Source organism: Actinoplanes sp. NPDC004185, assembly GCF_053603475.1.
In genome coordinates this window covers 71,623-94,588 of sequence record NZ_JBSGFR010000018.1, presented here as the reverse complement: position 1 = coordinate 94,588, position 22,966 = coordinate 71,623, and the positions used below count along the sequence as shown (strand labels likewise).

Annotated in this window: 21 protein-coding genes; 8 read left to right on the top strand and 13 right to left on the bottom strand. The window is 72.7% G+C overall.

Annotated features, from left to right (window positions below; all coding sequences use genetic code 11):
• Window positions 1-11: 11 nt before the first annotated feature.
• From ACWEOZ_RS20105 to ACWEOZ_RS20090, 4 genes are all read right to left on the bottom strand, one after another.
• The gene (locus tag ACWEOZ_RS20105) at window positions 12-419 is read right to left on the bottom strand and encodes a hypothetical protein (protein WP_451912183.1); all 408 of its coding nucleotides are present in this window, start codon (window positions 417-419) and stop codon (window positions 12-14) included.
• 193 nt (window positions 420-612) lie between these two features.
• Window positions 613-2,280, bottom strand: a complete 1,668-nt coding sequence (locus ACWEOZ_RS20100; RefSeq protein WP_451912182.1) for a fumarate hydratase — start codon at window positions 2,278-2,280, stop codon at window positions 613-615.
• A gap of 59 nt (window positions 2,281-2,339) precedes the next feature.
• Window positions 2,340-3,656: a hypothetical protein gene (locus tag ACWEOZ_RS20095; protein ID WP_451912181.1), complete on the bottom strand. Its 1,317-nt coding sequence runs from the start codon at window positions 3,654-3,656 to the stop codon at window positions 2,340-2,342.
• Window positions 3,657-3,719: 63 nt separating this feature from the next.
• The gene (locus ACWEOZ_RS20090) at window positions 3,720-4,205 is read right to left on the bottom strand and encodes an Lrp/AsnC family transcriptional regulator (RefSeq protein ID WP_451912180.1); all 486 of its coding nucleotides are present in this window, start codon (window positions 4,203-4,205) and stop codon (window positions 3,720-3,722) included.
• An 88-nt stretch (window positions 4,206-4,293) separates the two neighbouring features.
• Here ACWEOZ_RS20090 and hppD point away from each other — a divergent pair, with 88 nt between their 5' ends.
• The 4 genes from hppD to hisC all read left to right on the top strand — a co-directional run bounded on the left by hppD (window position 4,294) and on the right by hisC (window position 8,630).
• Window positions 4,294-5,448 (top strand): 4-hydroxyphenylpyruvate dioxygenase, encoded by a 1,155-nt coding sequence (gene hppD, locus ACWEOZ_RS20085; RefSeq protein ID WP_451912179.1) that lies wholly within the window; start codon window positions 4,294-4,296, stop codon window positions 5,446-5,448.
• Between the two features lie 10 nt (window positions 5,449-5,458).
• Entirely contained in the window at window positions 5,459-6,223 is a 765-nt protein-coding gene (locus ACWEOZ_RS20080) for an RDD family protein (RefSeq protein ID WP_451912178.1), read from the top strand.
• 677 nt (window positions 6,224-6,900) lie between these two features.
• Window positions 6,901-7,557 carry an RDD family protein gene (locus ACWEOZ_RS20075; protein WP_451912177.1) on the top strand — a complete coding sequence of 219 codons (657 nt, stop codon included), beginning with the start codon at window positions 6,901-6,903 and terminating at the stop codon, window positions 7,555-7,557.
• Window positions 7,554-8,630: a histidinol-phosphate transaminase gene (gene hisC / locus ACWEOZ_RS20070; RefSeq protein ID WP_451912176.1), complete on the top strand. Its 1,077-nt coding sequence runs from the start codon at window positions 7,554-7,556 to the stop codon at window positions 8,628-8,630. The genes ACWEOZ_RS20075 and hisC overlap by 4 nt, the downstream gene beginning before the upstream one ends.
• 5 nt (window positions 8,631-8,635) lie before the next feature.
• On the opposite strand, the gene ACWEOZ_RS20065 is transcribed toward hisC, so the two are convergent.
• Window positions 8,636-10,882, bottom strand: a complete 2,247-nt coding sequence (locus tag ACWEOZ_RS20065; RefSeq protein WP_451912175.1) for an FtsX-like permease family protein — start codon at window positions 10,880-10,882, stop codon at window positions 8,636-8,638.
• Window positions 10,876-11,601, bottom strand: a complete 726-nt coding sequence (locus tag ACWEOZ_RS20060) for an ABC transporter ATP-binding protein (protein WP_451912174.1) — start codon at window positions 11,599-11,601, stop codon at window positions 10,876-10,878. Before ACWEOZ_RS20060 ends, ACWEOZ_RS20065 begins: the two co-directional genes overlap by 7 nt.
• Window positions 11,602-11,756: 155 nt before the next feature.
• Between ACWEOZ_RS20060 and ACWEOZ_RS20055 the strand changes: the two genes are divergently transcribed.
• Together ACWEOZ_RS20055 and ACWEOZ_RS20050 are read left to right on the top strand one after the other, a co-directional pair.
• Window positions 11,757-12,905 (top strand): sensor histidine kinase, encoded by a 1,149-nt coding sequence (locus ACWEOZ_RS20055; RefSeq protein WP_451912173.1) that lies wholly within the window; start codon window positions 11,757-11,759, stop codon window positions 12,903-12,905.
• Window positions 12,902-13,657 (top strand): response regulator transcription factor, encoded by a 756-nt coding sequence (locus tag ACWEOZ_RS20050; protein ID WP_451912172.1) that lies wholly within the window; start codon window positions 12,902-12,904, stop codon window positions 13,655-13,657. Before ACWEOZ_RS20055 ends, ACWEOZ_RS20050 begins: the two co-directional genes overlap by 4 nt.
• Here the strand turns inward: ACWEOZ_RS20050 and ACWEOZ_RS20045 are convergent.
• Window positions 13,566-14,768, bottom strand: a complete 1,203-nt coding sequence (locus ACWEOZ_RS20045) for an MFS transporter (RefSeq protein ID WP_451912171.1) — start codon at window positions 14,766-14,768, stop codon at window positions 13,566-13,568. The two genes, ACWEOZ_RS20050 and ACWEOZ_RS20045, sit on opposite strands and share 92 nt — an antisense overlap.
• A gap of 46 nt (window positions 14,769-14,814) precedes the next feature.
• On the opposite strand from ACWEOZ_RS20045, the gene ACWEOZ_RS20040 reads away from it, so the two are divergent.
• Complete coding sequence (locus tag ACWEOZ_RS20040) at window positions 14,815-15,927, top strand: ROK family protein (RefSeq protein WP_451912170.1); 1,113 nt, start codon at window positions 14,815-14,817, stop codon at window positions 15,925-15,927.
• Window positions 15,928-15,932: 5 nt separating this feature from the next.
• On the opposite strand, the gene ACWEOZ_RS20035 is transcribed toward ACWEOZ_RS20040, so the two are convergent.
• Genes ACWEOZ_RS20035 through ACWEOZ_RS20015 form a run of 5 tightly spaced genes read right to left on the bottom strand, consistent with a single transcriptional unit; the run spans window position 15,933 to window position 20,370 of the window.
• Entirely contained in the window at window positions 15,933-16,718 is a 786-nt protein-coding gene (locus tag ACWEOZ_RS20035; RefSeq protein ID WP_451912169.1) for an SMP-30/gluconolactonase/LRE family protein, read from the bottom strand.
• Between the two features lie 48 nt (window positions 16,719-16,766).
• Window positions 16,767-17,891 (bottom strand): PQQ-binding-like beta-propeller repeat protein, encoded by a 1,125-nt coding sequence (locus ACWEOZ_RS20030; protein ID WP_451912168.1) that lies wholly within the window; start codon window positions 17,889-17,891, stop codon window positions 16,767-16,769.
• Window positions 17,892-17,906: 15 nt separating this feature from the next.
• A complete protein-coding gene (locus ACWEOZ_RS20025) occupies window positions 17,907-18,365 on the bottom strand; it encodes an SRPBCC family protein (protein ID WP_451912167.1) in 459 nt (152 codons plus the stop codon).
• Between the two features lie 38 nt (window positions 18,366-18,403).
• A complete protein-coding gene (gene fahA, locus ACWEOZ_RS20020) occupies window positions 18,404-19,528 on the bottom strand; it encodes a fumarylacetoacetase (protein WP_451912166.1) in 1,125 nt (374 codons plus the stop codon).
• The gene (locus ACWEOZ_RS20015) at window positions 19,525-20,370 is read right to left on the bottom strand and encodes a hypothetical protein (protein WP_451912165.1); all 846 of its coding nucleotides are present in this window, start codon (window positions 20,368-20,370) and stop codon (window positions 19,525-19,527) included. Before ACWEOZ_RS20015 ends, fahA begins: the two co-directional genes overlap by 4 nt.
• 77 nt (window positions 20,371-20,447) lie before the next feature.
• On the opposite strand from ACWEOZ_RS20015, the gene ACWEOZ_RS20010 reads away from it, so the two are divergent.
• Window positions 20,448-21,602 carry a homogentisate 1,2-dioxygenase gene (locus tag ACWEOZ_RS20010; protein WP_451912164.1) on the top strand — a complete coding sequence of 385 codons (1,155 nt, stop codon included), beginning with the start codon at window positions 20,448-20,450 and terminating at the stop codon, window positions 21,600-21,602.
• Window positions 21,603-21,657: 55 nt separating this feature from the next.
• Here ACWEOZ_RS20010 and ACWEOZ_RS20005 read toward each other — a convergent pair whose 3' ends face one another.
• Window positions 21,658-22,902 (bottom strand): chitosanase, encoded by a 1,245-nt coding sequence (locus tag ACWEOZ_RS20005; protein ID WP_451912163.1) that lies wholly within the window; start codon window positions 22,900-22,902, stop codon window positions 21,658-21,660.
• Window positions 22,903-22,966 lie beyond the last annotated feature (64 nt).

Below are 22,966 nucleotides of genomic sequence, written 5' to 3'. Positions count from 1 at the left end.
CAAGCCGCGAGTCATGGGCCGATCCACAGCGCAAGCCAGCCCGCAATCATGCTCATGACGCTGACCGCCAGCGAGAGAAGGTCGAACCCGCGAGGTCGGGTCGGCTCTCCCGCCGGTCTTCTCCCAGATAGTCCGGCCGAAGCAGCCCCCCGAACCGACCGATCGGGGTTTGGGTAGCGGGCTGCGGCCCGGTCGCGGTCCCGGCCGAAGACGCGGCCCAAGCGATCGAAGCGGTGATATTTGCAGCCGATCAGCCACCCATTGCCGATCAGCCGGCATGCTCGGCGCTCACGGGTGTACCCACCGCATCTGAAGGGCGCAACCAGCGCAAGATAGGGCACGAAGAGCCCGAGCACGACGAACAGAGCTAGCCGGCGCTGATCGGAGAACCACAACAGCGCGGCCACGATGACCAGCACTATGCCGACCGTTGCCCGCTCCGCGACCCCGGACGACCGACGACGAGGCATAGACCGACACTAATCTCTAACGGTCGGTAGGTAAACCCTTGCGCACAGTAGGTGACTCAAACGATCCCAACTCGCTGAAGGGTGATAGCGACCCGCTGTGCGGCAATCACTGCCCTTTCGGATCGCGAGGCACGACCAGGGCCTACCGCCGGCCGATGCTCAGCACCGGCTTGGTGACCTCGGCGAAGAAGTCGTTGCCCTTGTCGTCCACGACGATGAAGGCCGGGAAGTCCTCGACCTCGATCTTCCAGACCGCTTCCATGCCGAGCTCCGGATACTCCAGGACCTCGACGTGGCGGATGCAGTCCTGGGCCAGCCGGGCCGCCGGTCCGCCGATCGAGCCCAGGTAGAAGCCGCCGTGGCTCTGGCAGGCGCTGGTCACCTGGCCGGAGCGGTTACCCTTGGCCAGCATCACCAGGGAGCCGCCCGCGGCCTGGAACTTCTCCACGTAGGCGTCCATCCGGCCGGCGGTCGTCGGGCCGAAGGAGCCGGACGCGTAGCCCTCGGGGGTCTTGGCCGGGCCCGCGTAGTAGACCGCGTGGTCACGCAGGTACTGCGGCATCGGCTCGCCGGCGTCGAGGCGTTCGGCGATCTTGGCGTGCGCGATGTCGCGGGCGACGACCAGCGGGCCGGTCAGCGAGAGCCGGGTCTTGACCGGATACTTGCTCAGCTCGGCCCGGATCTCGGCCATCGGCCTGTTCAGGTCGACCCGGACCACCTCGTCGGTCTCCAGGTTGTCATCCGTCACGTCGGGCAGGAAGCGGGCCGGGTCGGGCTCGAGGCGCTCCAGCCAGACGCCCGAAGGGGTGATCTTCGCCAGCGCCTGCCGGTCGGCCGAGCAGGAGACTGCGATGGCCACCGGGCAGGACGCGCCGTGTCGGGGCAGCCGGATCACCCGTACGTCGTGGCAGAAGTACCTGCCGCCGAACTGCGCGCCGATGCCGAAGTCGCGGGTCAGCTCGAGGACGGCCGCCTCCAGCTCGACGTCGCGGAAGCCGTGCGCGGACATCGAGCCGGCCCGGGGCAGGTTGTCCAGGTACTTCGCGCTGGCCAGCTTGGCGGTCTTGAGGGCGTACTCGCCGCTGGTGCCGCCGATCACGACCGCGAGATGGTACGGCGGACAGGCGGACGTGCCGATCAGACGCAGCTTCTCGTCCAGGAACTCCATCATCCGCGCCGGGTTCAGCAGCGCCTTGGTCTCCTGGTAGAGGTACGACTTGTTGGCCGAGCCGCCGCCCTTGGCCATGAACAGGAACTTGTACGCGTCCGGCTGGCCGCCCGGGTCCTCGGCGTAGAGCTCGATCTGGGCCGGCAGGTTGGAGCCGGTGTTGCGCTCGTCCCACATCGTCAGTGGCGCGAGCTGCGAGTAGCGCAGGTTCAGCCGGGTGTACGCCTGGTAGACGCCCTGGGCGATGGCCTGCTCGTCGGTGCCGTCGGTCAGCACGTGCCGGCCGCGCTTGCCCATCACGATCGCCGTACCGGTGTCCTGGCACATCGGCAGCACGCCGCCGGCCGCGATGTTGGCGTTGCGCAGCAGGTCGAGGGCCACGAACCGGTCGTTCGGGGAGGCCTTCGGGTCGTCGATGATGGACCGCAGCTGGGCCAGGTGGGCCGGGCGCAGGAAGTGCGCGATGTCGTGCATCGCCTCGGCCGTGAGCAGCGTCAGCACGCTCGGGTCGACGGTGAGGAACCGCCGGCCGCCGGGCCCCTCGACCACGTCGACACCCTCGTCGGCCAGGAGTCGGTACTCGGTCAGGTCGTCACCCGTCGGCAACAGTGGCGAGTACGAGAAAGCGGCGGCTCTGCTCATGACGGGCAAGCCTAGGCCAGCGCCCGTACGAGGCGCGAACCAGCACGGTCACGGGTCGATCACTGTGCGGGCGAGGAACCGAACGGCAGGTACGCCATGTCCCGCCCGGCGACCAGGATCAGGCCCCCCGGTCCCACCGCGAAGACCTTCGCATCGGTACGCGCCTCGGTCAGCACCCCACCGGTACGCGGGCTCAGCGCGATCACCCGGGCCGGCTTGCGCTGGGCCACCACCGCCGCGTACGGCGTCAGCGCGGCCTGGGTGTCCGCGGTGATGCCCCGCCGCCAGGCCACCTTGCCCCGGCTGAACGACCGGGCCACCAGCGTCCGCTTGTCCTCGGTGCGGACCAGCCCGTACCGGTCGTCGACGGCGAGGACGTCCTGCCCCCGTTCGCCCCGCCAGAGCACCCGGCCGTCGTGGGCGGAGATCAGCTCGCGCCGGCCCACCGGGTCGACGCCGAGCACGACCTCGTCCCCGCCGGCCGGGTCGCGTTCCTGCTTGCAGGACGAGCCGTTGTCGGCGGTCCGCAGGTTGAGCCCGTCCCGCTGCCAGACCGGCCGGCCGTCGGGCGGGTCGTGCGCGGTGACGCCGTAGTAACAGGTGCCGTCGCGGGCCTCGCCGGTGACCGTGAGAACCCGGCTGCCGACGACGGCGACTCGCTGGTCACGGGCCGGGGTGCGGGTCTGCACGACCCGGCCCTGCGCGGTGTCGATCACGTCGATCTTGCCGTCGCCGGGCAGCCCGACGAGGGTGGGCAGCCGCCTCGGCCCGGCCGCCCGGCTGTCGATCTGCGACGAGCCCAGCGGCTGGGTGTCGGGCAGGTCCGGGTTGGCGGCGTCCAGCACGAAGCCGATGCCGGGCGTGCCGATCGTCCACATCGGCTTGCTGCCGCGCGGCTCCCATGCGCTCAGCTCGCACTCGCCGGCCTTGGGACAGCGCAGGTCGAGGATCGCGTCGGCATAGGTCCACACGGCCGTGGCCTCGGTGTCGCGGCGACGGACCGCGCCCGTGGCCGGGTCCAGGACCTCGTACCCCTTGGTCAGCAGGCGCCCGACGACCACGACCGCGTCGCTGTCGCCGCCGGCGACCCCGGCCCAGTCGGCGTCGGACTTCCAGAGCCGGACCCCGGCGGTGATCCCGTACGCCTCGACGGACGTCCTGTACTCGACGACGACAGCTCCGCCGCTGATCGTGACGCTGCGCGGTGAGCCGCCGATCGGGGTCTGCCAGGCGGCGACGCCCTCGGCGATCGGGTCGCTCTGGTTGATCCAGGACCAGATCTTCGGGAACGGGTTCCACACGCCGGTGGTGGCCAGGATGACGACGACCACGACGCCGACCAGCGCGTAGCCTTTCGCCGATCCGCCGGAAGCCACGTCGGACACGGTAACGAGATCGACAGGCCTCGACCGCGAGCCCGAAAGGCCCGTGTCGCGGGCTTATGCCCCGCTTGCCGCCCGGACCAGCGGCATGGTGCGGTACGGGATCTGCTCGGCCAGCGCGATGATGGTCGACGCCCGCAGGATGCCCTCGTAGGTGACGATCTCGTCGATGACCCGTTGCAGGTCGGCGTTCGAGCGGGCCACGATCCGGCACATCAGGTCCCCGCTGCCGGTGATCGTGTGCGCCTCCAGGACCTCCGGGATGTCCGCCAGGTGCGCGGTCACCGCCGGGTGGCCGTACCGCTGACTGATCTCCAGGGTGACGAAGCTCATCACGCCGTAGCCGATCGCGGCCGGTGACACGTCCGGGCCGAAGCCGCGGATCGCGCCTCGCGCGATCAGCTTGTCCAGGCGGGCCTGGACGGTGCCGCGAGCCACCGCCAGCCGGCGGGAGAGCTCCAGGACCCCGATCCGGGGCTCCGCCGCGAGCAGCGCCAGGAGCATGCCGTCGAGCGCGTCCAACTGCACATCTTGTCCAGCCATAGTGCCCCAGCACTCTACCGAATGTGCAGAGTGACCAGCAGCAAATCCCACTATTGCCCAGCAGGCGACGGAGGGCCAGCCTCTGGACATGACGCAGATGTTGGAAACCGCCACCGAGACCGTCGACGTTTTCCCCGTCAAGGGCGTCGACCACCTCCAGTTCCTCGTGGGCAACGCCAAGCAGGCCGCCCACTACTACTCGACCGCCTTCGGGATGACCTGCGTGGCGTACCGCGGCCCCGAGCAGGGCTTCCGCGACTACGCCGAATACGTACTGGTCAGCGGCTCGGCCCGGTTCGTCGTCACCGGGGCCGTGCACGCCGGGGCGCCGCTCGCCGGGCACGTCACCAAGCACAGCGACGGCATCTTCGACATCGCGCTGGCCGTGCCGGATGTGGACGCGGCGTACAAGCACGCCCTCTCCGCCGGCGCCACCTCGGTCAGCGAGCCGCACGACCTCACCGACGAGCACGGCACGGTCCGGCTCGCCGCCATCGCCGCGTACGGCGACACCGTCCACACCCTGATCGACCGTTCCCGGTACGACGGGCCGTTCCTGCCCGGCTTCGTGGCCCGCGGCCCGATCGTCGACCGGCAGCCCGCGATCGACGCCGGCCTGCAGCCCAAGCGCTTCTTCCAGGCGGTCGACCACGTCGTCGGCAACGTCGAGCTCGGCAAGATGGACGAGTGGGTGGCCTTCTACGGCCGGGTCATGGGCTTCACCAACATGGCCGAGTTCATCGGGGACGACATCGCCACCGACTACTCCGCGCTGATGTCGAAGGTCGTCGCCGACGGCACCCGCAAGGTCAAGTTCCCGCTCAACGAGCCGGCCGTCTCGCAGCGCAAGTCGCAGATCGACGAGTACCTCGAGTTCTACGGCGGCCCCGGCGCCCAGCACATCGCGGTGGCCACCAACGACATCCTGGCCAGCGTCGACGCGATGCGGGCGGCCGGCTGCGAGTTTCTCGACACGCCGGACTCGTACTACGACGACCCGGAGCTGCGGGCGCGCATCGGTGAGGTGCGGGCCCCGATCGAGGAGCTGAAGAAGCGCAAGATCCTGGTCGACCGGGACGAGGACGGCTACCTGCTGCAGATCTTCACCAAGCCGGTGCAGGACCGCCCGACGGTGTTCTTCGAGCTGATCGAGCGGCACGGGTCGCTCGGCTTCGGCAAGGGCAACTTCAAGGCCCTGTTCGAGGCCATCGAGCGGGAGCAAGAGCTGCGCGGAAACCTGTAACACTGTCTCCGTGACGCAAGCGAACGACGACGCCGCGGCCGCGGCCGGCCCGCCCACCGGTGGGCCGGTCCGCGCCCCGGTGCCGCCGCCGGCCGGTGGCCCCGTACCCCCCTCGGCCGGTGACCCCGTGCCGCCGCAGGCCGGTGGGCCGCCGGCATACCCTCCGCCGGCCCCCTACGGCCCCGCGCCGGGCGGGCCGCCCTACTACGGACCGCCCCAGCAGTACGGGTGGCGCCCACCGCCCGTCCCGGTGGCGCCGGACGGCCGGCCGCTGGCGGACTTCGGCACCCGGCTGCTCTCCCACCTCATCGACACCTCGATCCTCACCGGCATCGCGATGGTGATCTTCATCCCGGTGATCGTCGGTGCGTTCTTCGTGCTGACGCCGGACTTCACCGACTCGGTGTCCGGCGCCGCGACCACCGTGACCCCCGACGAGATGGTCGCGGAGTTCTTCCTGCCCCTGCTGGCGATCGAGCTGGGGCTGGTCCTGGTGCTGCTGGCGGGCTACTACGTCTACTTCGTCGAGATGATGTACCGCAGCGGCCAGACCCTCGGCAAGAAGCTGATGAAGATCAAGGTCGTGCCGCTGGAACCGGGCGCGACGCTGACCCGGGGCATGGCCGCGAAGCGGTACCTGATCGAGTTCCCGGCCGGCATCGTCGTGCCGTTCTTCAATTACGTCGACGGCCTGTGGCAGCTGTGGGACAAGCCGTACCAGCAGACCCTGCACGACAAGGTCGCCAAGACCGTCGTGATAAAGGTTGCGCCATGACTTCGCTGCCCGCCGGTTGGTACAAGGACCCGGCCGACCCGACGACCCAGCGCTGGTGGGACGGCGAGGGCTGGCTCGGCAAGGCCCTCCCGGCCGACGTGACGCCACCCGACGGCCCACCGCCGGCCGAGGAGCCTGAGCCGGCCGCTCCCGCGGCGCCGGGTGCGGCGGTGTCGGCTCGGGCTGCTTCGAGTGGCTCCGCTGCGGCGCCGGGCTCGCCTGGAGCGCCGGGCTCTCCTGGAGCGCCGGGCTCGCCTGGCTCGCCTGGAGCGCCGAAGCCGGGATCGCCGGCCGCCGGGCCACCCGCCGGCTGGGGTGCTCTCCCGCCGAGCTACGGACCGCCACCGCCGGGCTACGGACCGCCGCCCACGGGCTATCAGCCGCCGCCCGGCTGGACGCCGCCGGGGTACGGCCAACCGCCGCCGGGCTGGACGCCGCCGCCGGGGTACGGCCAGCCGCCGCCTGGCTGGACGCCGCCGCCGGGGCACGGCCAACCACCGTCCGGCTGGACGCCGCCGCCCGGCCACGGCCAGCCCCCTCCCGGTTGGGCGTCCCCACCGCAAGGCTGGACGCCGCCGCCCGATTCGGCCCCGCCAACCGGTTCGGCCCCGCCAACCGGTTCGGCCCCACCACCCGGTTCGGCCCCACCACCCGGTTGGGCGCCGCCACCCGGCTGGGTGCCGCCCCCGGGCTGGGCCCCGCCGCCCGGCTGGGTGCCCCCGCACGCCTACGCCTACCAGGTGCAGGCCCGCCCGCACGGTCAGCCCCTGGCCGGCCTGGGCCGCCGCCTGGTCGCCCGGCTGATCGACATCGTCGCCGTGCTGATCCTCAACGTGCTGGTCAACGGCTGGCTGGCGTACCAGTGGTGGCTCGAGGTCGAGCCGATCTTCCGCGCCACCATGGCCGACCCGTTCACCAGCCCGCAGCCCGCCTCGCCCCGTTCCAGCTATCTGATCCTGACCATGCTGGTCATCGCCACCGCCCTGTGGTTCGCCTATGAGGTGCCGGCGCTGGCCAACAGCGGCCAGACCTTCGGCAAGCGGCTGCTGCAGGTCAAGGTCGTGAAGCTGGAGAACACGGAGCCGCTGGGCTTCGGACGCGCGTTCGGCCGCTGGGCCCGGCTCGGCATGTGGACGCCGCTGTGGAGCTGCTACGGGCTGGGCTTCGTGGCGCAGCTCGTCGACTCCGGCTCGGTGCTCTTCGATCAGCAACTTCGCCAGGCCCTGCACGACAAGTCGGCCGCGACTGTGGTCGTCGCCGTGCCACCCGGCCATCGGGAGCAGCCCGTGAAGGCGCCCGAGAACGCCGACGACTCCACCGGAGGGAAGAGATGAGCAGGCTGACCCGCGCCGACCTGGAGGCGCTGCCGGCGTACGTGCCCGGCCGCAGCGTCGCCGACCTGGCCCGTGAGCTGGGCATCGCCGAGGCGATCAAGCTGGCCAGCAACGAGGTGCCGTTCGGGCCGCTGCCCGGCGTGCCGGAGGCGGTGGCGGCGGCGATGACCCAGTCGCACCGGTACCCCGACATGGGGGTGCTGGAGCTGCGGGACCGCCTCGCCGAGCGGTACGGCGTCAGCCCCGACCGGATCGTCACCGGCTGCGGCTCGGTGGCGCTGGCCGAGCACCTGGCCAAGGCGACGTGCCTGCCGGGCGACGAGATCGTCTACTCCTGGCGGTCGTTCGAGGCGTACCCGATCATCTCGGCGGGGGTGGGTGCGACCAGCATCCGGGTGCCCAACACCCCGGGCCACGGCCACGACCTGACGGCGATGGCCGAGGCGATCACCGACCGGACCCGCCTGGTGCTGGTCTGCAACCCCAACAACCCGACCGGTACGAGCGTACGCAAGGCGGAACTGGACCGGTTCCTGGACGCCGTGCCGTCGGATGTGCTGGTGGTCCTGGACGAGGCGTACCGCGAGTTCGTCACGGACGACCAGGTCCCGGACGGCCTGGTGACCTACGGCGACCGGCCGAACGTGGTCGTGCTGCGCACGCTGTCCAAGGCCTGGGGCCTGGCCGGACTGCGGATCGGCTACCTGGTGGCCCAGCCGGAGGTGGCCGCGGCGATCCGCAAGGTGCTGACTCCCTTCTCCACCAGCCTGGTGGCCCAGGCGGCGGCGCTGGCCGCACTGGACGCCGAGCAGGAGGTGGTCCGCCGCTGCGCGCTGGTGATCAGCGAACGGGAGCGGGTCACCGAGGCGCTGCGCAAGCTGTACCCGGATGTGCCGACCAGCCAGGCCAACTTCGTCTGGCTGCCGCTGGGCGACCGGGCGATGGCCTTCGGCGCGGCGTGCGAGCAGCGGGGCGTGATCGTCCGGCCGTTCCAGGGCGACGGTGTCCGCATCACCATCGGCACGCCGGAGGAGAACGACGCTCTCCTGGCGGCCGCCGAGGCGGCTCTCTAGCTGCTTCACCTCGAGGGGCGGGCGCGCAGGGCGGACGGCGTGCTCGCCACCAGAGCGAGGACGAGACACGCGGCGACGATCGCCGAGATCAGCGGCCAGGGCACGATCACGCTGATCTCGGCGCCGACCTGGGCGGCCAGGGAGCCGGCCGAGCCGAGCAGGGCCAGCATCGCGGTCGCGCCGCCCAGGAGGGACCCGATCGTCACGACCAGGGTCGACTCCAGGGCCACCGTGAGGGCGACCTGGCGTGGGGTCGCTCCGGCCAGGCGCAGGACGCGGTAGTCGCGTACGCGGTGGCGGGTGGCCATGAGCAGGGTGTTCGCCACGGCCAGGGCTCCCGCACCGGCGGACATGACCAGCAGGAGCACCGTGAACGACCAGACCAGGCGGTCCTCCTCGGCGTCGGCCCGGTCGGCGTACGTGGCCACGGAGACCAGTTCGGCCCCCGGTGTGGTGGCGGCCGTGGCGGTGAACGCGGCCGGGGCCAGCGCTGACTTGTCGTGCTTCCGGACGACGTCGCGGGCCAGCACAAGCTCCGCCGGGACCGGGCCCGCCGGTGCTGTGCCGGTTATCCGCAGCGTTTCGCGCACGCCGTCCGCGTAGGTGAGCGTGACGCTGTCGCCGAACTTCCCGGCAGCGTCCGGGCTCACCAGTGCCGTGCCCGGTGACTGGGTCGGCAGCCCGACGGCGGCGACCGACGCGCCGGCCACGTACACCTGGGTCGGCAGCGGCGCGCCGGGCGCCGCGGCGTCGGTCAGCCCCGGCGTGCCGTTCGGGATCAGTACGGTGCCGGTGTCCACAGTGGCGGACCGGCGGACCGCGTAGGCCGCTGTCGAGGTCTGGACCGTGCCGGTGATGAAGACCCCGAAGGCCACGGTGAGCAGCACCGGTGCGGCGGTCGAGGCTGTGCGCCGGACCCCGGTGAGGGCACTCTCGCGGACCAGCGATCCGGTGATGCCGGTGACCGGCCACAGCAACAGCCGGACCAGCAGCGGCACGACCGCGGGAGCCAGCAGGGCGGCCGCTACGACCAGGGCCATGGCGCCGAGCAGCGCGAACTGCGCCATGTCGGTGACGTCCGCCGCGGTCGCGGTGTAGACGCCGGCGGCGGCACCGATCACGGCTGCGGTCAGGCCCCCGAACCAGCGCGGGCGGGACATCGGCCGGTCCTCGACCTCGGCCACCCGCAGGGCCTCCAGCGGACCGATCCGGGACGCCCGGCGGGCGGACGCCGCCGCGCCGAGCAGCGACACCACCGGTCCGGCGAGGAAGGCCACGGCCGGCGCCCACGGCACCCAGTGCACGGTGAAACCCACCGGCTGGAAGCCCGCGTCGACCAGGAAACCGTCCAGCACCAGCGCGAGCCCCGCGCCCAGCAGCACGCCCAGCGCGGCGGCCACCGCGCCGGTCAGCAGCGCCGACCGGTACAGGGTGGACCGGATCTGCCGGGGTGTCGCCCCCACCGCGCGCAGCAGCCCGATCTCGCGGCGGCGCTGGTTGACCGCGAAGGCCGAGGTCGAGGCGACCAGGAAGACACAGGCGAAACCGGCCAGGGCCACGGTCGCGGTCAGCACCTGCGTGCCGATCCATCGGGTACGCGCGTCGGCCCGCGGCTCCAGCGCCCCACGCGCGGCGCCGGTCAGCACCGTCCCCGCGCCCTGGACGGCCGCCCGCACGGCGGCCGGGTCGGGATCGCCGCCGAGCCCGAGCGCCCGTACGCCCGGTTGCAGCCGCGCCGCGACCGTCTCGGCCACGAACACCGCCGAGCCGTCGACGTGCCCGGTGACCCGCCACGCGGCCGGACCGGTGGCGGTCAGCAACGTGACGTCCTGGCCGACCGGCACCCGCAGATCACCGCCGACGACCACGTCACGCTCCCCGGTCGGTGGCGTCCCCGCGACCAACGGGGGCGCGACCGTGCTCCAGCCGTACCCCGTGGTGAGGCCGGGGACCGGCCGCCCGGAGCGGATCGGCTGGGCGTAGAAAGGCCGGTCCGGCACAACGGCTGTCACGCCCGGCAGCCTGCCCAGCCGATCGGCCAGCTCCTGAGCGGTGGCAGCGGGCCAGGGCACCGGCTCGGCGAAGAACTCGGCCGGGTTCGCCGCCGCCGGACTTCGCACCACGACGCCGAGGAGCTCGAACCGCTCCGGGACCTGCGGCCGGGAGGACGCCCAGAGCAGCAGCGCCGCCGCCACGATGGCCGTGCTGAGCACCACGGCGACGAACGTGCCCAGCCGGTCGCGGGTCAGCACGCCGACTCCAGCATGGTCATCCGGGCCGCGACGGCGCCCGCGTCGGCCCCGGTCAGCTCGCCGGCGAGCCGGCCGTCGGCCAGCAGCAGCACCCGGTCGGCCATCGCCGCGGCGACCGGGTCGTGGGTCACCATGACGATCGTCTGGCCGTGCTCGTCCACCAGCGCGCGCAGCAGGTCGAGCACCTGCCGGGAGGTGCGGGTGTCGAGCGCGCCGGTCGGTTCGTCGGCGAACACCACGGCCGGGCGGGTGATCAGCGCGCGGGCGATCGCCACCCGCTGCTGCTCACCGCCGGAGAGCTCGCTCGGGCGGTGCCGGGCCCGGTCGGCCAGCCCCACCGCGTCCAGCGCGGCGGTCACCTCACCGGCGGCCGGGCGACGGCCGGCCAGGCGCAGCGGCAGGGCCACGTTCTGCGCCGCGCTGAGCGACGAGACCAGGTTGAACGCCTGGAAGATGAAGCCGACCCGCTCGCGGCGCAGCCGGGTCAGCGCTGTCTCGTCCAGGTCGCCGAGCGATGTGCCGGCGATCGAGACGACACCGCCGGTCGGGCGGTCCAGCCCCGCGGCGCAGTGCAGCAGCGTCGACTTCCCGGAGCCGGACGGCCCCATCACGGCGCTGAACGTCCCGGGCGGGAAGTCCACGTTCACGTCGTCGAGGGCGAGCACCTGCCGGGTGCCCGAGCGGTAGATCATCCGCACGTCGCGGAGGGAAACGGCCATGGCGAAAACAATGTCGGCCCGGCTGCGGCCCGTCGTCAGGCTCAGGTCGACACCTCGAGTCCTCCTCGGGCAGGACGGCCGGACGCCGCTTCATCCCCAGGGATGACGACTCAGGGACGACGACCCCGCAGCCCGGCGCCGCTAGGGTCGGGAACGTGCCTGCCCCGCCCTTCCTGCTCTGGCGACCCGGCCCGGTTCAGCAGCGGATCTCCGACGCCGTTCTGGCCGCCGCGGTCACGCTCGTGTGCCTGCTGTCGGCGGTCGAGTCGCCGGCCACGGGCCCCCGTGAGCCCGCCTGGGTCACTCTCGTCGCAGCTCTGGCGATGGGTGCGCCCCTCGCGGTCCGCCGGCTGGTGCCGCTGAGTGCCGCAGCGGTCGTGCTGGGCACGGCGGCGGTCTGCCTGGCCACCGGCGTGGTTCCGGACTTCGCTTTCCCCGGGCCGGTGCTGGCGGCGGGCACCGCGCTGTATTCGGTCGGTGCGCAGGTTCCCGGCCGCCGCTCGGTCGCGACTCTGGTGGCCGGGGCCGCCCTGGTGGCCACGGCCACCGTGGTCGCCGACGACTCCGCCGACGGTCCCGGGTCCTTCGAGGTGGCCCTCGTGGCGCTGGTGTTCGGCGTCTGCTGGCTGCTCGGCTGGACGCTGCGCGAGCGCCGGGCCCATGCGGCCCGGACGGCCGCGCAGGCGACCACCCAGGCCGTGACCGAGGAGCGGCTGCGGATCGCCCGCGAGATCCACGACATCGTCGGGCACAGCCTCACCGTGATCGCGGTCAAGTCGGCGATCGGCAGTCACGTCGCCGCCGAACGCCCGGCGGAGGCGAGCGCCGCCCTGGACGTCATCGCGGCGACCAGCCGCGGTGCCCTCACCGAGTTGCGCCGCGCGGTCGGCGCCCTGCGGACCGAGCCCGACTTCGCCCCGACGCCGACCCTGGCCGAGCTGCGCAAGCTGGCCGACCGGGCCGCCGAGGCGGGGATCGACGTGCGGCTCGACGTGCGCGGTGACTGCGAGGTGCCGGAGGGCGTCGCGCTGGCCGCGGTTCGCATCGTGCAGGAGTCCCTGACCAATGTCGTCAAGCACGCGGGGCCGACCAGCTGCCGCGTCGACGTCGAGGGTGTGCCGGGCGAGCTCCGGGTGGAGGTGACCAACGACGGCACGCCGGCCCGCCGGCCGGCCGTCGACGGTGCGGGCCTGACCGGCATGCGGGAACGGGTCGCCATGCACGCCGGCGCGCTGACCGCCGGCCCGCGGGACCAGGGCGGCTTCCGCGTCCGGGCGACCCTGCCCTATGAGCAGCCCGCATGAGCGCCCGCAGCGAGCCGATCCGCGTTCTCATCGCGGACGACCAGGCGCTCGTGCGCGCCGGTTTCCGCCTGCTCATCGACGTCACCCCCGACCTCGTCGCGGTGGGCGAGGCCGCCGACGGCAACGAGGCCGTCGCCCTGACCCGGCGTGAGCAGCCCGATGTCGTCCTGATGGACATCCGGATGCCCGAGCTCGACGGCATCGCGGCGACCCGGCTGATCACCGGCTCACCCGATACGCCGGACACCAGGGTGCTGATCCTGACCACCTTCGACCTCGACGAGTACGTCTTCGCCGCGTTGCGCGCCGGGGCCAGCGGCTTCCTGCTCAAGGATGTGCTGCCGGCCGATCTGGTGGCCGCCGTCCGGGTCGTCGCCGCGGGTGAGGCGCTGCTGGCGCCCACGGTCACCCGGCGGCTGATCACCCATTTCGCCGGGCTGGCCGGGTCGGCGAGCGAGCCCGCCGACTCGCTCACCGGTGTCACGGACCGCGAGCGTGACGTGCTCACGCTGGTCGGCCGAGGCCTGTCGAACACGGAGATCGCCGAGCATCTGCGGCTGAGCCTGGCCACCGTCAAGACGTACATCGGGCGGTTGCTGGCCAAGCTGCAGGCCCGGGACCGGGCTCAGCTGGTGATCGTGGCGTACGAGACCGGGCTGGTCAGACCGCTGCCGGCTCCGGCGCCGGCGCCGGGACGCGCACCGGGAAGGCCCGCCGAGCCGCCAGGACAGTCAGGGCGGCGACCACGGTGAGCACCGCGGCCAGCGCCGGCAGCCACCCCAGCCGTCCGGCCGAGACGAAGCGCTCACCGAGCAGGGCGCCGCCGCCGATGCCGATCTGGAAGGCGACCACATAGACGGCCGAGGCGGCATCGCGGGCCAGCGGCGCGACCCGCAGGATCGCCGCCTGCAGCACCACCGGGATCGCCGTGAACGTGCCGCCCCAGATCAGCGCGGCCAGCACGGTCGCGCCGGCGCCGAGGACGGGCACGAGCACGGCCAGCGACAGGGCCATGAGGACGATGAGCGTGATGAGCAGCGGTCCGGGCCGCCGGTCCACGAAGCGCCCGACGATCGCGTTGCCGATCAGGCCGGCCGCGCCGTAGCCCAGCAGCAGGGCGCTGAGGCCGAAGCCCTCCAGCCCGCCGTCGCGGCGCACCAGCGGGGCGATGTAGGTGTACGCCGCGAAGTGCCCGATCACCAGCACCACCGTGCTCAGGCAGACCGCCGCGACCGGCCCGTTGCGGATGATCCGCACCGACGCCTTCAGCCGAGCTCCGGCGCGCACGGTCAGGTCCTGGGGCAGCGCCGGCAGCTTCGGCAGCACGACCAGCAGCGCCACGACGCACGCCGCACCGGCCACGGCCAGCACGGCCAGGGCCACCCGCCAGCCCAGCCACTGGCCCAGGGCGGTGCTCAGGGGCACGCCCAGCACGATGGCCAGCGAGTTGCCGAGAAAGACCAGGGCGGTGGCGCGTCCGGCCCGGTCCGGTGGCACCAGCCGGGCCGCCACCGGGGCGATCGTCGACCAGAAGACGCCGTGGGCCACCGCACAGATCAGACGCGACAGGGTGAGGATGAGCAACGAGCCCGCGAAAGCGGCGATGAGCTGGGAGATTGCAAATATCGCCACGGTCACGGCGATGAGCAGGTGCCGCGGGATCCGCATGGTGAGCGCGGTCAGCGGGATGGTGGTCAGCGCCGCCACGACGGCGTAGCTGGTCAGCAGCAGTCCCACGTCTGCCTCGCTGACCGCCAAGCCGTCGGCGATCTGCGGGAGCAATCCGACCGGGAGCGTTTCCGCGGTGACGTAGACGAAGCAGGCAGCACTGAGCACGATCAGTCCACCTCGGTGCCGGCTCACCACACGACAATATGCTCTTGATCCGAGCAAATGAAGGGGGAACGCTGTGCCGACGCGCGCAACTGAGCTGCTGCGGGTGGTGCACGCCCGTCCCGGCGTCACCCGGGCGGACGCCGCCCGGCTCATCGGCGTCGGCACCGGCGCGACCACTGAGCTGGTCGGCCGCCTCGGGCAAGCCGAACTGCTCGCGGAGGGCCCGACCGCGCCGAGCGGGGCCCGCGGCCGCCCGACGACCGCCCTCATCCCGCACCCCCGCGGCCCACTCATCGCGGCCGCCTCGATCACCCACGAGTCCTGGCGGGTCGACGTGGTCGAGCTCGGCGGCAGCATCCTGGCCACCGCGGGCGAGGAACTCGCGGGCCGGGCCGGCGACGAGGTGGTCGCGGCGCTGGGCGCGGCGGTCCGCCGGCTGCGGCACGAGTACGGCGACCGGATCCGCGGCATCGGGATCGCCGTGCCGGGCACCGTCTCCCGCGACCTCATGCTGGACGCCAGCAACCTCGGCTGGCACGACGTCGACCTGGCGGTGGCCTGGCCCCGGGCCGAGATCTTCGTGGCCGGCAACGACGCCACGCTGGCCGCCTCGGCCGAGTCCCGGCGCGGCACGGCCGTCGGCGCGGCGGTCGCCCTGCACCTGCGCATCGAGGCGGGCCTGGGCGGCGCGGTGGTGGACGGCGGCAAGGTGCTGATCGGTGCGCTCGGTGCGGCCGGCGAGTTCGGGCACATGCCGTTCGGCGACCCCGCGGTGCGCTGCCCGTGCGGCGCGTACGGCTGCTGGGGCACCGCCGTGGACGGCTCGGCCCTGGCCCGCCTGCTGGGGCACGAGCCGCCCCGCGACCCGATCACGTACGCCCGGCGGATCATCACCTCGCCGGAGCCCGAGCCGGCCGCTGCCGCCGCGACCGTGGCAACGGCCCTGGGCCGGGGCATCGCGGGCATGGTCAACGGCCTGGACGCGGACCTGGTCACGCTGGGCGGCCTCGGCGTCGACCTGCTCGCCGCGGCGCCGGAGCAGCTGCTGACCGCGTACGAGGCGGGCCTGATGAGTTTCCGGCGCGCGGCACCGCCACCGGTGGTGCCCGCGCTGCTGGGCGACGACGGCCCGATCGCGGGCGCGGCGGAGGAGGCGTGGACGGCCCTGCTGACCCGGCTGGTCTGAAGGATCTAGAGGGTCACGGCGACGAGCTGACCGGCCGGTCCGTCTTGGCTGGGGTAGACCGCGGTGACCGCGTACAAGGTGCCATCACCGACCGCGCATGCGAAGCCGCCGCGGTCCAGCTCGACGGTCCGCAGGATCTCGCCGCCCTCGCGCACCCGCACGCAGCACTTGTTCGGCACGTCGGCGTACCAGACAGCACCCTCGGCATCGATGCAGATGCCGTCCGGGACGCCTGTCCCGAGCGCTGCCCAGGTCCGCCGGTCGCCGAGGCTGCCGTCCGCCGCGATGGTGAAGGCGGTGAGCCGGCCCGCGTACGACTCGGCGACGATCAGGGTGCGGTCGTCGGCGGTCACCGCCATGCCGTTCGGGAACTGCACGCCGTCCGCCACCTGCCGGGCCGTGCCGTCCGGGTCGACCACGGCGATCAGGCCCGGGGCCGGCTCCCCGCCCGGGAAGGCGAAGCCGATGTTGTTCACGTAGGCGTGCCCGCGGGAGTCGACGGCGATGTCGTTCCACGGGTGCGTCCCGCCCAGCGCCGTCAGGTCCGCGTGGGTGACCAGGCGGCCGTCCGGCTCGCGGCGCAGCAGCAGCCCGCGTCCGGTGATCACCAGCAGCCGCCCGTCGGGCAGCCAGTCGATGCAGAACGGGAAGTCGTCGATCCGGGCGACCACCTCGGGCCGGTCGTCGTTCATGACGACGATCTCCCCGGCTCCCCAGTCGCAGAACCAGAGCCGCCCGTCGTGCCACCGGGTCGACTCGCCCATGACCAGGCTGTCCAGCACCACTCGCATGCGACCCACCCTAGAGTCTGTCCAACCGGCATGGCGGCCGGACAGACCCTAGATCGCGGCGATGACCACCGGGTCCGTCGTGTAGAAGCTCGAGTCCGGCAGCAGTCGCTGCACTGCCACATAGCCGTCCGTCAGCTGCCATCCGTCCGGCGTCCACGGCTCGACGCGTTCGTCGGGCACATAGAGGGGGAACGTCGCCCGCTGCGCGCCCGTAGCCGCGTCCAGCACGATGAGCCGCCGGTCCGGCGTCAACAGCACGGCCCGTCCGGCCCGGACGCCGAGCACCTGCGCCGCACCGGTCCACCGCCACACCTCAGTGCCCGCGCGGGAGGCCGCCACAGCGCCGCCCGACGTGCTCAGCACCAGGTCACCGCCGGCCGTGGCGTCCGGGGCGTCCAGGGCGGGGGCCCGCTCCGGACGCCGGCCGCCGGTCAGCCAGCCCTGGCCGGTCCCGTCGCGCAGCCCGGCGCAGTCCGAGCGGGCCACGTCGCATCCGATCGCGGTGAACGGCCCGGCCGGCCAGCCCCGCACCGGGTTGCCCGACAGCACGTCCCACGCGCCTGAGCTGCACACGTACCGGCCGCCCGCGGTCACGAAGCCGGCGCCGCAGCCGGGCGGCAGAGTCACCGCCCAGCGTTGCGTGCCGTCCTCGCCCGCGCGGGCGATCAGCTGCCGGCCGTCGGTGATCAGCACGCTGGTCCCGGCCGTGTGCAGACCCGGCGGGGCCCAGACCGCCGCGGAGCCGGTGCGTCCGGTGAAGGGTTCGGCGCCGGGCCCGGCGGCCCGCCAGACCGGCTTCCCGGTACGCCCGTCCAGCGCCACGAGCGCACCGTCCGACCATCGGGTGACCACCGTGGCCGCCACCGCGACGATCCCGGTGAGCTGCTCCGGCCAGCGGCGGAACGACCACCGCGGGGTGTACATGGTCTTCGCCTCGACCGGACCGTCCGCCTTGACCAGGCGCTTACCCGCGTAGACCCGGACCCGGCCGGCGACGATCAGCGGGGCCATCGTCGTCTTACCGGTGGGGCCGGGCGGCAGGGTGACGGCGACGGGCAGGGCATCGACGGCCGGCTCGAGGACCTCGGCGGGGGCCAGCACGCGCCAGCCGATCAGGACCGCGGCCGCCAGCACGACGACGGCGGCCGGCACGCGCAGCAGCTTCCCGGTCACCACAGGGACGATAGGTCAGGCGGCTGCGGCCAGGTCCTCCAGGTCACGCCGGAGCGCGCCCTCGAGCGTACGGGCAGCCAGCCCGCCGAAGACCAGCGCCAGAAACCGGCCCGCCGGCGCGGTGGGGGTGCCGTCCTGGACCACGGTGACCATCGTGCCGCCCCGGTGCCGGCCCTCGACCACCGGCACGAACGTGTAGGTCATGCGGTACTCGGCGCCGATGCCCGGCGAGCTGACCACGAAGCGTTGCGGGCTCACACACTCGTCGACGCGGAACTCCTCGGTGATCTCCGTGCCGTCGGCCATCGTGCGGGTCTCGCGCCATTCGGTGCCCGCGCCGAAGGGTCCCTGGGTGAGCAGCTCGACGGCGATGACCGTGGACAGCCGTTCGCAGCGGCTCGGCAGGTCGGTGAAGACGCGCCAGACGGCAGCCACCGGCGCCTCGACCAGCCGTGTCACCGCAACCGTGGACATCCCCGACCTCCCGCCTACAAGGTACGGCGAGTCGTCCCTCAGCGACAGACAGTTCCGGTTACGGACCCCAGCCCGATCGGCGCGCCGTCCACGCCGGGTGCGGTCGCGCTGATGGTGACCGTGTCGCCGTCCAGCAGGAAGCCCCGGGCCGAGCCGTCGTCGAGCTTCACCGGCTCGGTGCCGTTCCAGGTCAGCTCCAGGAACGAGCCGGCCTGTGCGCGTTCCGGGCCGGAGACCGTGCCCGAGGCGAAGAGGTCGCCGGTGCGGACGCTGGCGCCGTTGACGGTGAGGTGGGCGAGCTGCTGGGCGGGCGTCCAGTACATCTGGGCGAACGGCGGCGAGCTGACCGTGGTCCCGTTCCAGTCGACGGTCAGGCTCAGGTCCAGGCCGTCGCCCGGGGGCCTGAGGTATTCCGCCGGGACCGGGTCCTGCGCGACTGCGGGCACGAGCGCACCGGACAGCGCTTCGAGCGGCACGACCCACGGGGACACCGAGGTGGCGAACGACTTGGCCAGGAACGGCCCGAGCGGCTGGTACTCGAACGCCTGGATGTCGCGTGCCGACCAGTCGTTGACCAGGACCACCCCGAAGACGTGCTCGGCGAAGTCGGCCGTGCTGATCCGCCGGCCCGGTACGCCCACCACGAAGCCGACCTCGGCCTCGACGTCCAGCCGCCGGGAGGGCCCGAACTCGCCGGGACCGAGCTGGCCCGCGGGCCGCTCGACCGGGGTGCCCGAGACCACGACCGTGCCCGCGCGTCCGTGGTAGCCGATCGGCAGGTGCTTCCAGTTCGGCTGGAGCCCGGGTCGTTCGGGCCGCAGGATCCGGCTGACCTGGGTGGCGTGGTGCTCGGAGGAGTAGAAGTCGGTGTAGTCGGCCACCTCGAACGGCAGGTGCAGCTCGACGTCGGACAGCGGGATGGCCGGCAGGGTGGGGGCCAGCTGCACGATCCGGGCCCGGATGGCGCTCCACAGCGGACGCACCAGCGCCATCAGCACGTTGAGCGCCGGCTGCCGCAGCGCGCCCCCGGCCAGGATGAGGTCCTGCTCCTCGGCCCGGGACAGGTCCAGCACCGCGTCGCCCAGCCGGACGCCGATCCGCCGCACCCGGTCGCCGGTGCTGAACACGCCGTACGGGAGGTTGCGCAGGTCGAAGAGGGTCACTCGTAGCCGCCGTTGATCAGGCCGAGACGGATGAGCTCCGTCAGCGGCTCCAGCACGTTGAAGGCCCCGAAGCCGACCCACAGCGGCCGCGGCTCGGTCCGGCGCGAGCGGGCCGGCTCGACCAGCGGCACCGGGTGCGTCGCGGCCAGCGCCTCGGCGACCTCGGCCACCTCACCGCCGTCGCTGGCCACCGCCGAGGCGACCAGCACGTTCAGGAAGCCGTGGTGGGTGAAGCCGGTCTCGGGGTCGGTGTGCCGCAGCGCGTGGCGCAGCCCGGCGGCGAGCTTGAACGGCAGGTTGCGGTCGCGGCAGGCGCAGATGACCGCGGCCAGCTCGACCGGGGTGGGGAACAGCTCGGCGGCCAGTCCGCCGACCCGGAACTTGGGGGCGATCCGCAGGCCGTCGGCGCGCTGGGCGGCCACCGTGTCGAGGCCCGCGAGCAGGCCCCAGCTGAGCGGGATCTCCGCGTACACGTCCAGGTCGGGGGTCTCGACGGCGAGCGCGCCGAGCGCGCTCAGGCCGGGCTGCGGGTCCTCGCCGCGGCGGGCGACGGCCGCCTCGACCCGGGCCACGTCGCTGCCGGCGGCCCGCAGCTTGGCGACCACCGCGGGCAGGGCGCCGATCGCGGCGTCGTTGACGACGCCGACGGCGAGGCCGCGCGGGGAGAGATCAAGATTGACGAGCGACGAGGGTACGAGCAATGCCCCGATCAGTCCCGAATACCAGGAGTCACGGTGTTTGGTATGGGCGGCGAGCGCCTCCGGGGTCCCGATGATGCCCGGCGGAAGCAGGGACGCGTCATCGACGAGTCCTGCGAACAGCGGCGGCACCAGCGTTGACACGAAACTGAACCTAATGGACGCTTCGAGAGGCGGACAACACCGTCCGTAATGTCAGTTTTCTAGGGGTGGTGGCAACGATGCCGTACTACCGCAGCGTCGGGGAGATCCCCCGTAAGCGGCACACCCAGTTCCGCCGGCCGGACGGCGGACTCTACGCGGAGGAGTTGATGGGCCAGGAGGGCTTCTCCTCCGACTCCTCCCTGCTCTATCACCGGTACGCCCCGACGGCGATCAGCTCGGCGGAGGTGTACGAGCCACCGGCCGTCAGCCAGTCGCCGAACCTGCCCCTCAAGCCGCGCCACCTGCGTACCCACAAGCTCGACGCCGGCCCGGGCGACGCGGTCCTGGGCCGCCGCCCACTGCTGGCCAACGGCGACGTCCGGATCGGCTACGTGGTCGCCGACCGTCCGTCACCGCTCTACCGGGACGCCGTCGGCGACGAATGCCTGTACGTCGAGGACGGCGCGGCCACGATCGAGACGACCTTCGGCGCGCTGCGGGTCGGGGCCGGCGACTACGTGATCATCCCGACCTCGGTGGTGCACCGGATCGTGCCGGACGGCCAGGTGCGGATGCTGACCATCGAGGCGACCGGGCACATCGGGCCGCCGAAGCGCTACCTGTCGGTGCGCGGGCAGTTCCTGGAGCACTCGCCGTACTGCGAGCGCGACGTCCGCGGCCCGGACGCGCCGCTGCAGGCCGAGGGCACGGACGTCGAGGTGTACGTCAAGCACCGCGCGGGCTGGACCCGCCACGTGTACGCCCACCACCCGTTCGACGTGGTCGGCTGGGACGGTTGCCTGTACCCGTGGGCGTTCTCGATCCACGACTTCGAGCCGATCACCGGGCGCGTGCACCAGCCGCCGCCGGTGCACCAGACGTTCGAGGGGCCGAACTTCGTGGTGTGCTCGTTCGTGCCGCGCAAGGTCGACTATCACCCGCTGGCCATCCCGGTGCCGTACAACCACCACAACGTCGACTCGGACGAGATGATGTTCTACACCGGCGGCAACTACGAGGCCCGCCGCGGTTCGGGCATCGAGCAGGGCTCGATCTCGCTGCACCCGTCGGGCTTCACGCACGGCCCGCAGCCGGGCGCGGTGGAACGCGCGATCGGCGCCGAAGCCTTCGACGAGCTGGCCGTCATGGTCGACACCTTCCGCCCCCTGGACCTGTGCGACGCGGCACTGTCCGTCGAGGACACCGCCTACGCCTGGACCTGGAACAGGTGAGAAAAGGCGGGGGAGCTTGTGGCTCCCCCGCCTTCCTTTCCCCGGAGTGGTTCGACTATCCGATGTGGAAAGACTCGCCGTAGACGGCGAAGTCGAGCGGGGTGTTCAGGTCGAGGTTGCCGTTGCGCAGGAAGACTCGCTGGGCGGTGTCGATGCGCGTGACGTCGGAGTGGGCTTCTTCCTTCTTCATCTCCACGACACGCTCGTCGAGGAAGGCGTTCAGCCACGTGGTCTCGTTGCCGCCCTGCGACGGCGGCTTGGCCAGCTTGAGCGCCCGGCTGCGGATGGACCGCATGCCCTCGTAGCCGTGCACCACCGAGGCGTCGTAGTAGGCGAACTGGCCCAGGGCCCGGACGCCGTCGGACTTGCCGTCACGCACGGACGGGTTGAAGTACACCCGGTCCCGCTCGCTCTCCTGCGCGGCCTGGAACACCGGGTCGGCCGCCGCGGTCTTCCAGTCCCGGGTGAAGTTCGGGTCCAGGCCGGCGTGCGACGAGGTCCCGTTGACGTTGCGCAGCGCCGGCAGGTACTTGGCCAGCACGTTGCCCGGCTTCGTGGCCGTGTACGCCTCGACCAGCTCCAGCATGTCGCCGGTGCCGGAGCAGAAGCCGATGATCCCGGCGGTGTAGCCCCGGCCGTCCTTGATGTCCTCGATGTAGGAGAACTGGGCGCGCCAGTTGAGCGAGGAGTTCTCGGCGGCCGAGACGATCTGCATCGCCACGTCCTTCTTCGCCGGGTTGTCCAGGCCGGCGCCGCTGTTCGGCGGGGTCGTGGTGGGTGGCGTGGTCGGCGTGGTGGTGCCGCCGGGCAGGGTCCACTTCTGGTTGGCGCCGGTGCCGCAGGTCCAGATCTGCAGGCGGGTGCCGTTCGCGGAGTTGTTGTCGGGCACGTCGAGACACTTGCCGGAGCCGGTGTTGACGAGCGTGCCGCCGGCGCCCGCGGTCCACTTCTGGGCGGCCGTACCGTTGCAGTCGTAGATCTGGATCTTGGTGCCGCTGGCCGTGCCGGCGGCGGTCACGTCGAGGCACTTGCCCAGCGCCCGGATCGAGTTGTCGGTGTTGCCGACGCTCCAGGTCTGAGCGCCGGTGCTGTTGCAGTCGTAGAGCTGCACGGCGGTTCCGTTCGCACTGTTGGCGGCGGCGACGTCGACACACTTGCCGCCGAGGCCCTTGATGGCTCCCGCGGTCGCCGCGCTGGCCGGCATGAGGCTGTAGGCGATGCCGGCCGCGGGGATCAGCACACCGCCGAGGGCGTACGCGATCAGCTTCTTGCGGCGGTGCGGGCGTGAGGGGATGGTCATGGCGCTCCTCGTGGGGGTGGAGGCGGGTGGGCGCGCAGGGTTGAGCCATCGATGACGGGCGTTG

Excerpts from the sequence above, each read along its gene's own strand:
- ACWEOZ_RS20100 (WP_451912182.1), bottom strand. The coding sequence starts at position 2,280 with ATGAGCAGAGCCGCCGCTTTCTCGTACTCGCCACTGTTGCCGACGGGT.
- ACWEOZ_RS20090 (WP_451912180.1), bottom strand. The coding sequence starts at position 4,205 with ATGGCTGGACAAGATGTGCAGTTGGACGCGCTCGACGGCATGCTCCTG.
- hppD (WP_451912179.1), top strand. The coding sequence starts at position 4,294 with ATGACGCAGATGTTGGAAACCGCCACCGAGACCGTCGACGTTTTCCCC.
- hisC (WP_451912176.1), top strand. The coding sequence starts at position 7,554 with ATGAGCAGGCTGACCCGCGCCGACCTGGAGGCGCTGCCGGCGTACGTG.
- ACWEOZ_RS20060 (WP_451912174.1), bottom strand. The coding sequence starts at position 11,601 with ATGGCCGTTTCCCTCCGCGACGTGCGGATGATCTACCGCTCGGGCACC.
- ACWEOZ_RS20050 (WP_451912172.1), top strand. The coding sequence starts at position 12,902 with ATGAGCGCCCGCAGCGAGCCGATCCGCGTTCTCATCGCGGACGACCAG.
- ACWEOZ_RS20035 (WP_451912169.1), bottom strand. The coding sequence starts at position 16,718 with ATGCGAGTGGTGCTGGACAGCCTGGTCATGGGCGAGTCGACCCGGTGG.
- ACWEOZ_RS20025 (WP_451912167.1), bottom strand. The coding sequence starts at position 18,365 with ATGTCCACGGTTGCGGTGACACGGCTGGTCGAGGCGCCGGTGGCTGCC.
- ACWEOZ_RS20010 (WP_451912164.1), top strand. The coding sequence starts at position 20,448 with ATGCCGTACTACCGCAGCGTCGGGGAGATCCCCCGTAAGCGGCACACC.
- ACWEOZ_RS20005 (WP_451912163.1), bottom strand. The coding sequence starts at position 22,902 with ATGACCATCCCCTCACGCCCGCACCGCCGCAAGAAGCTGATCGCGTAC.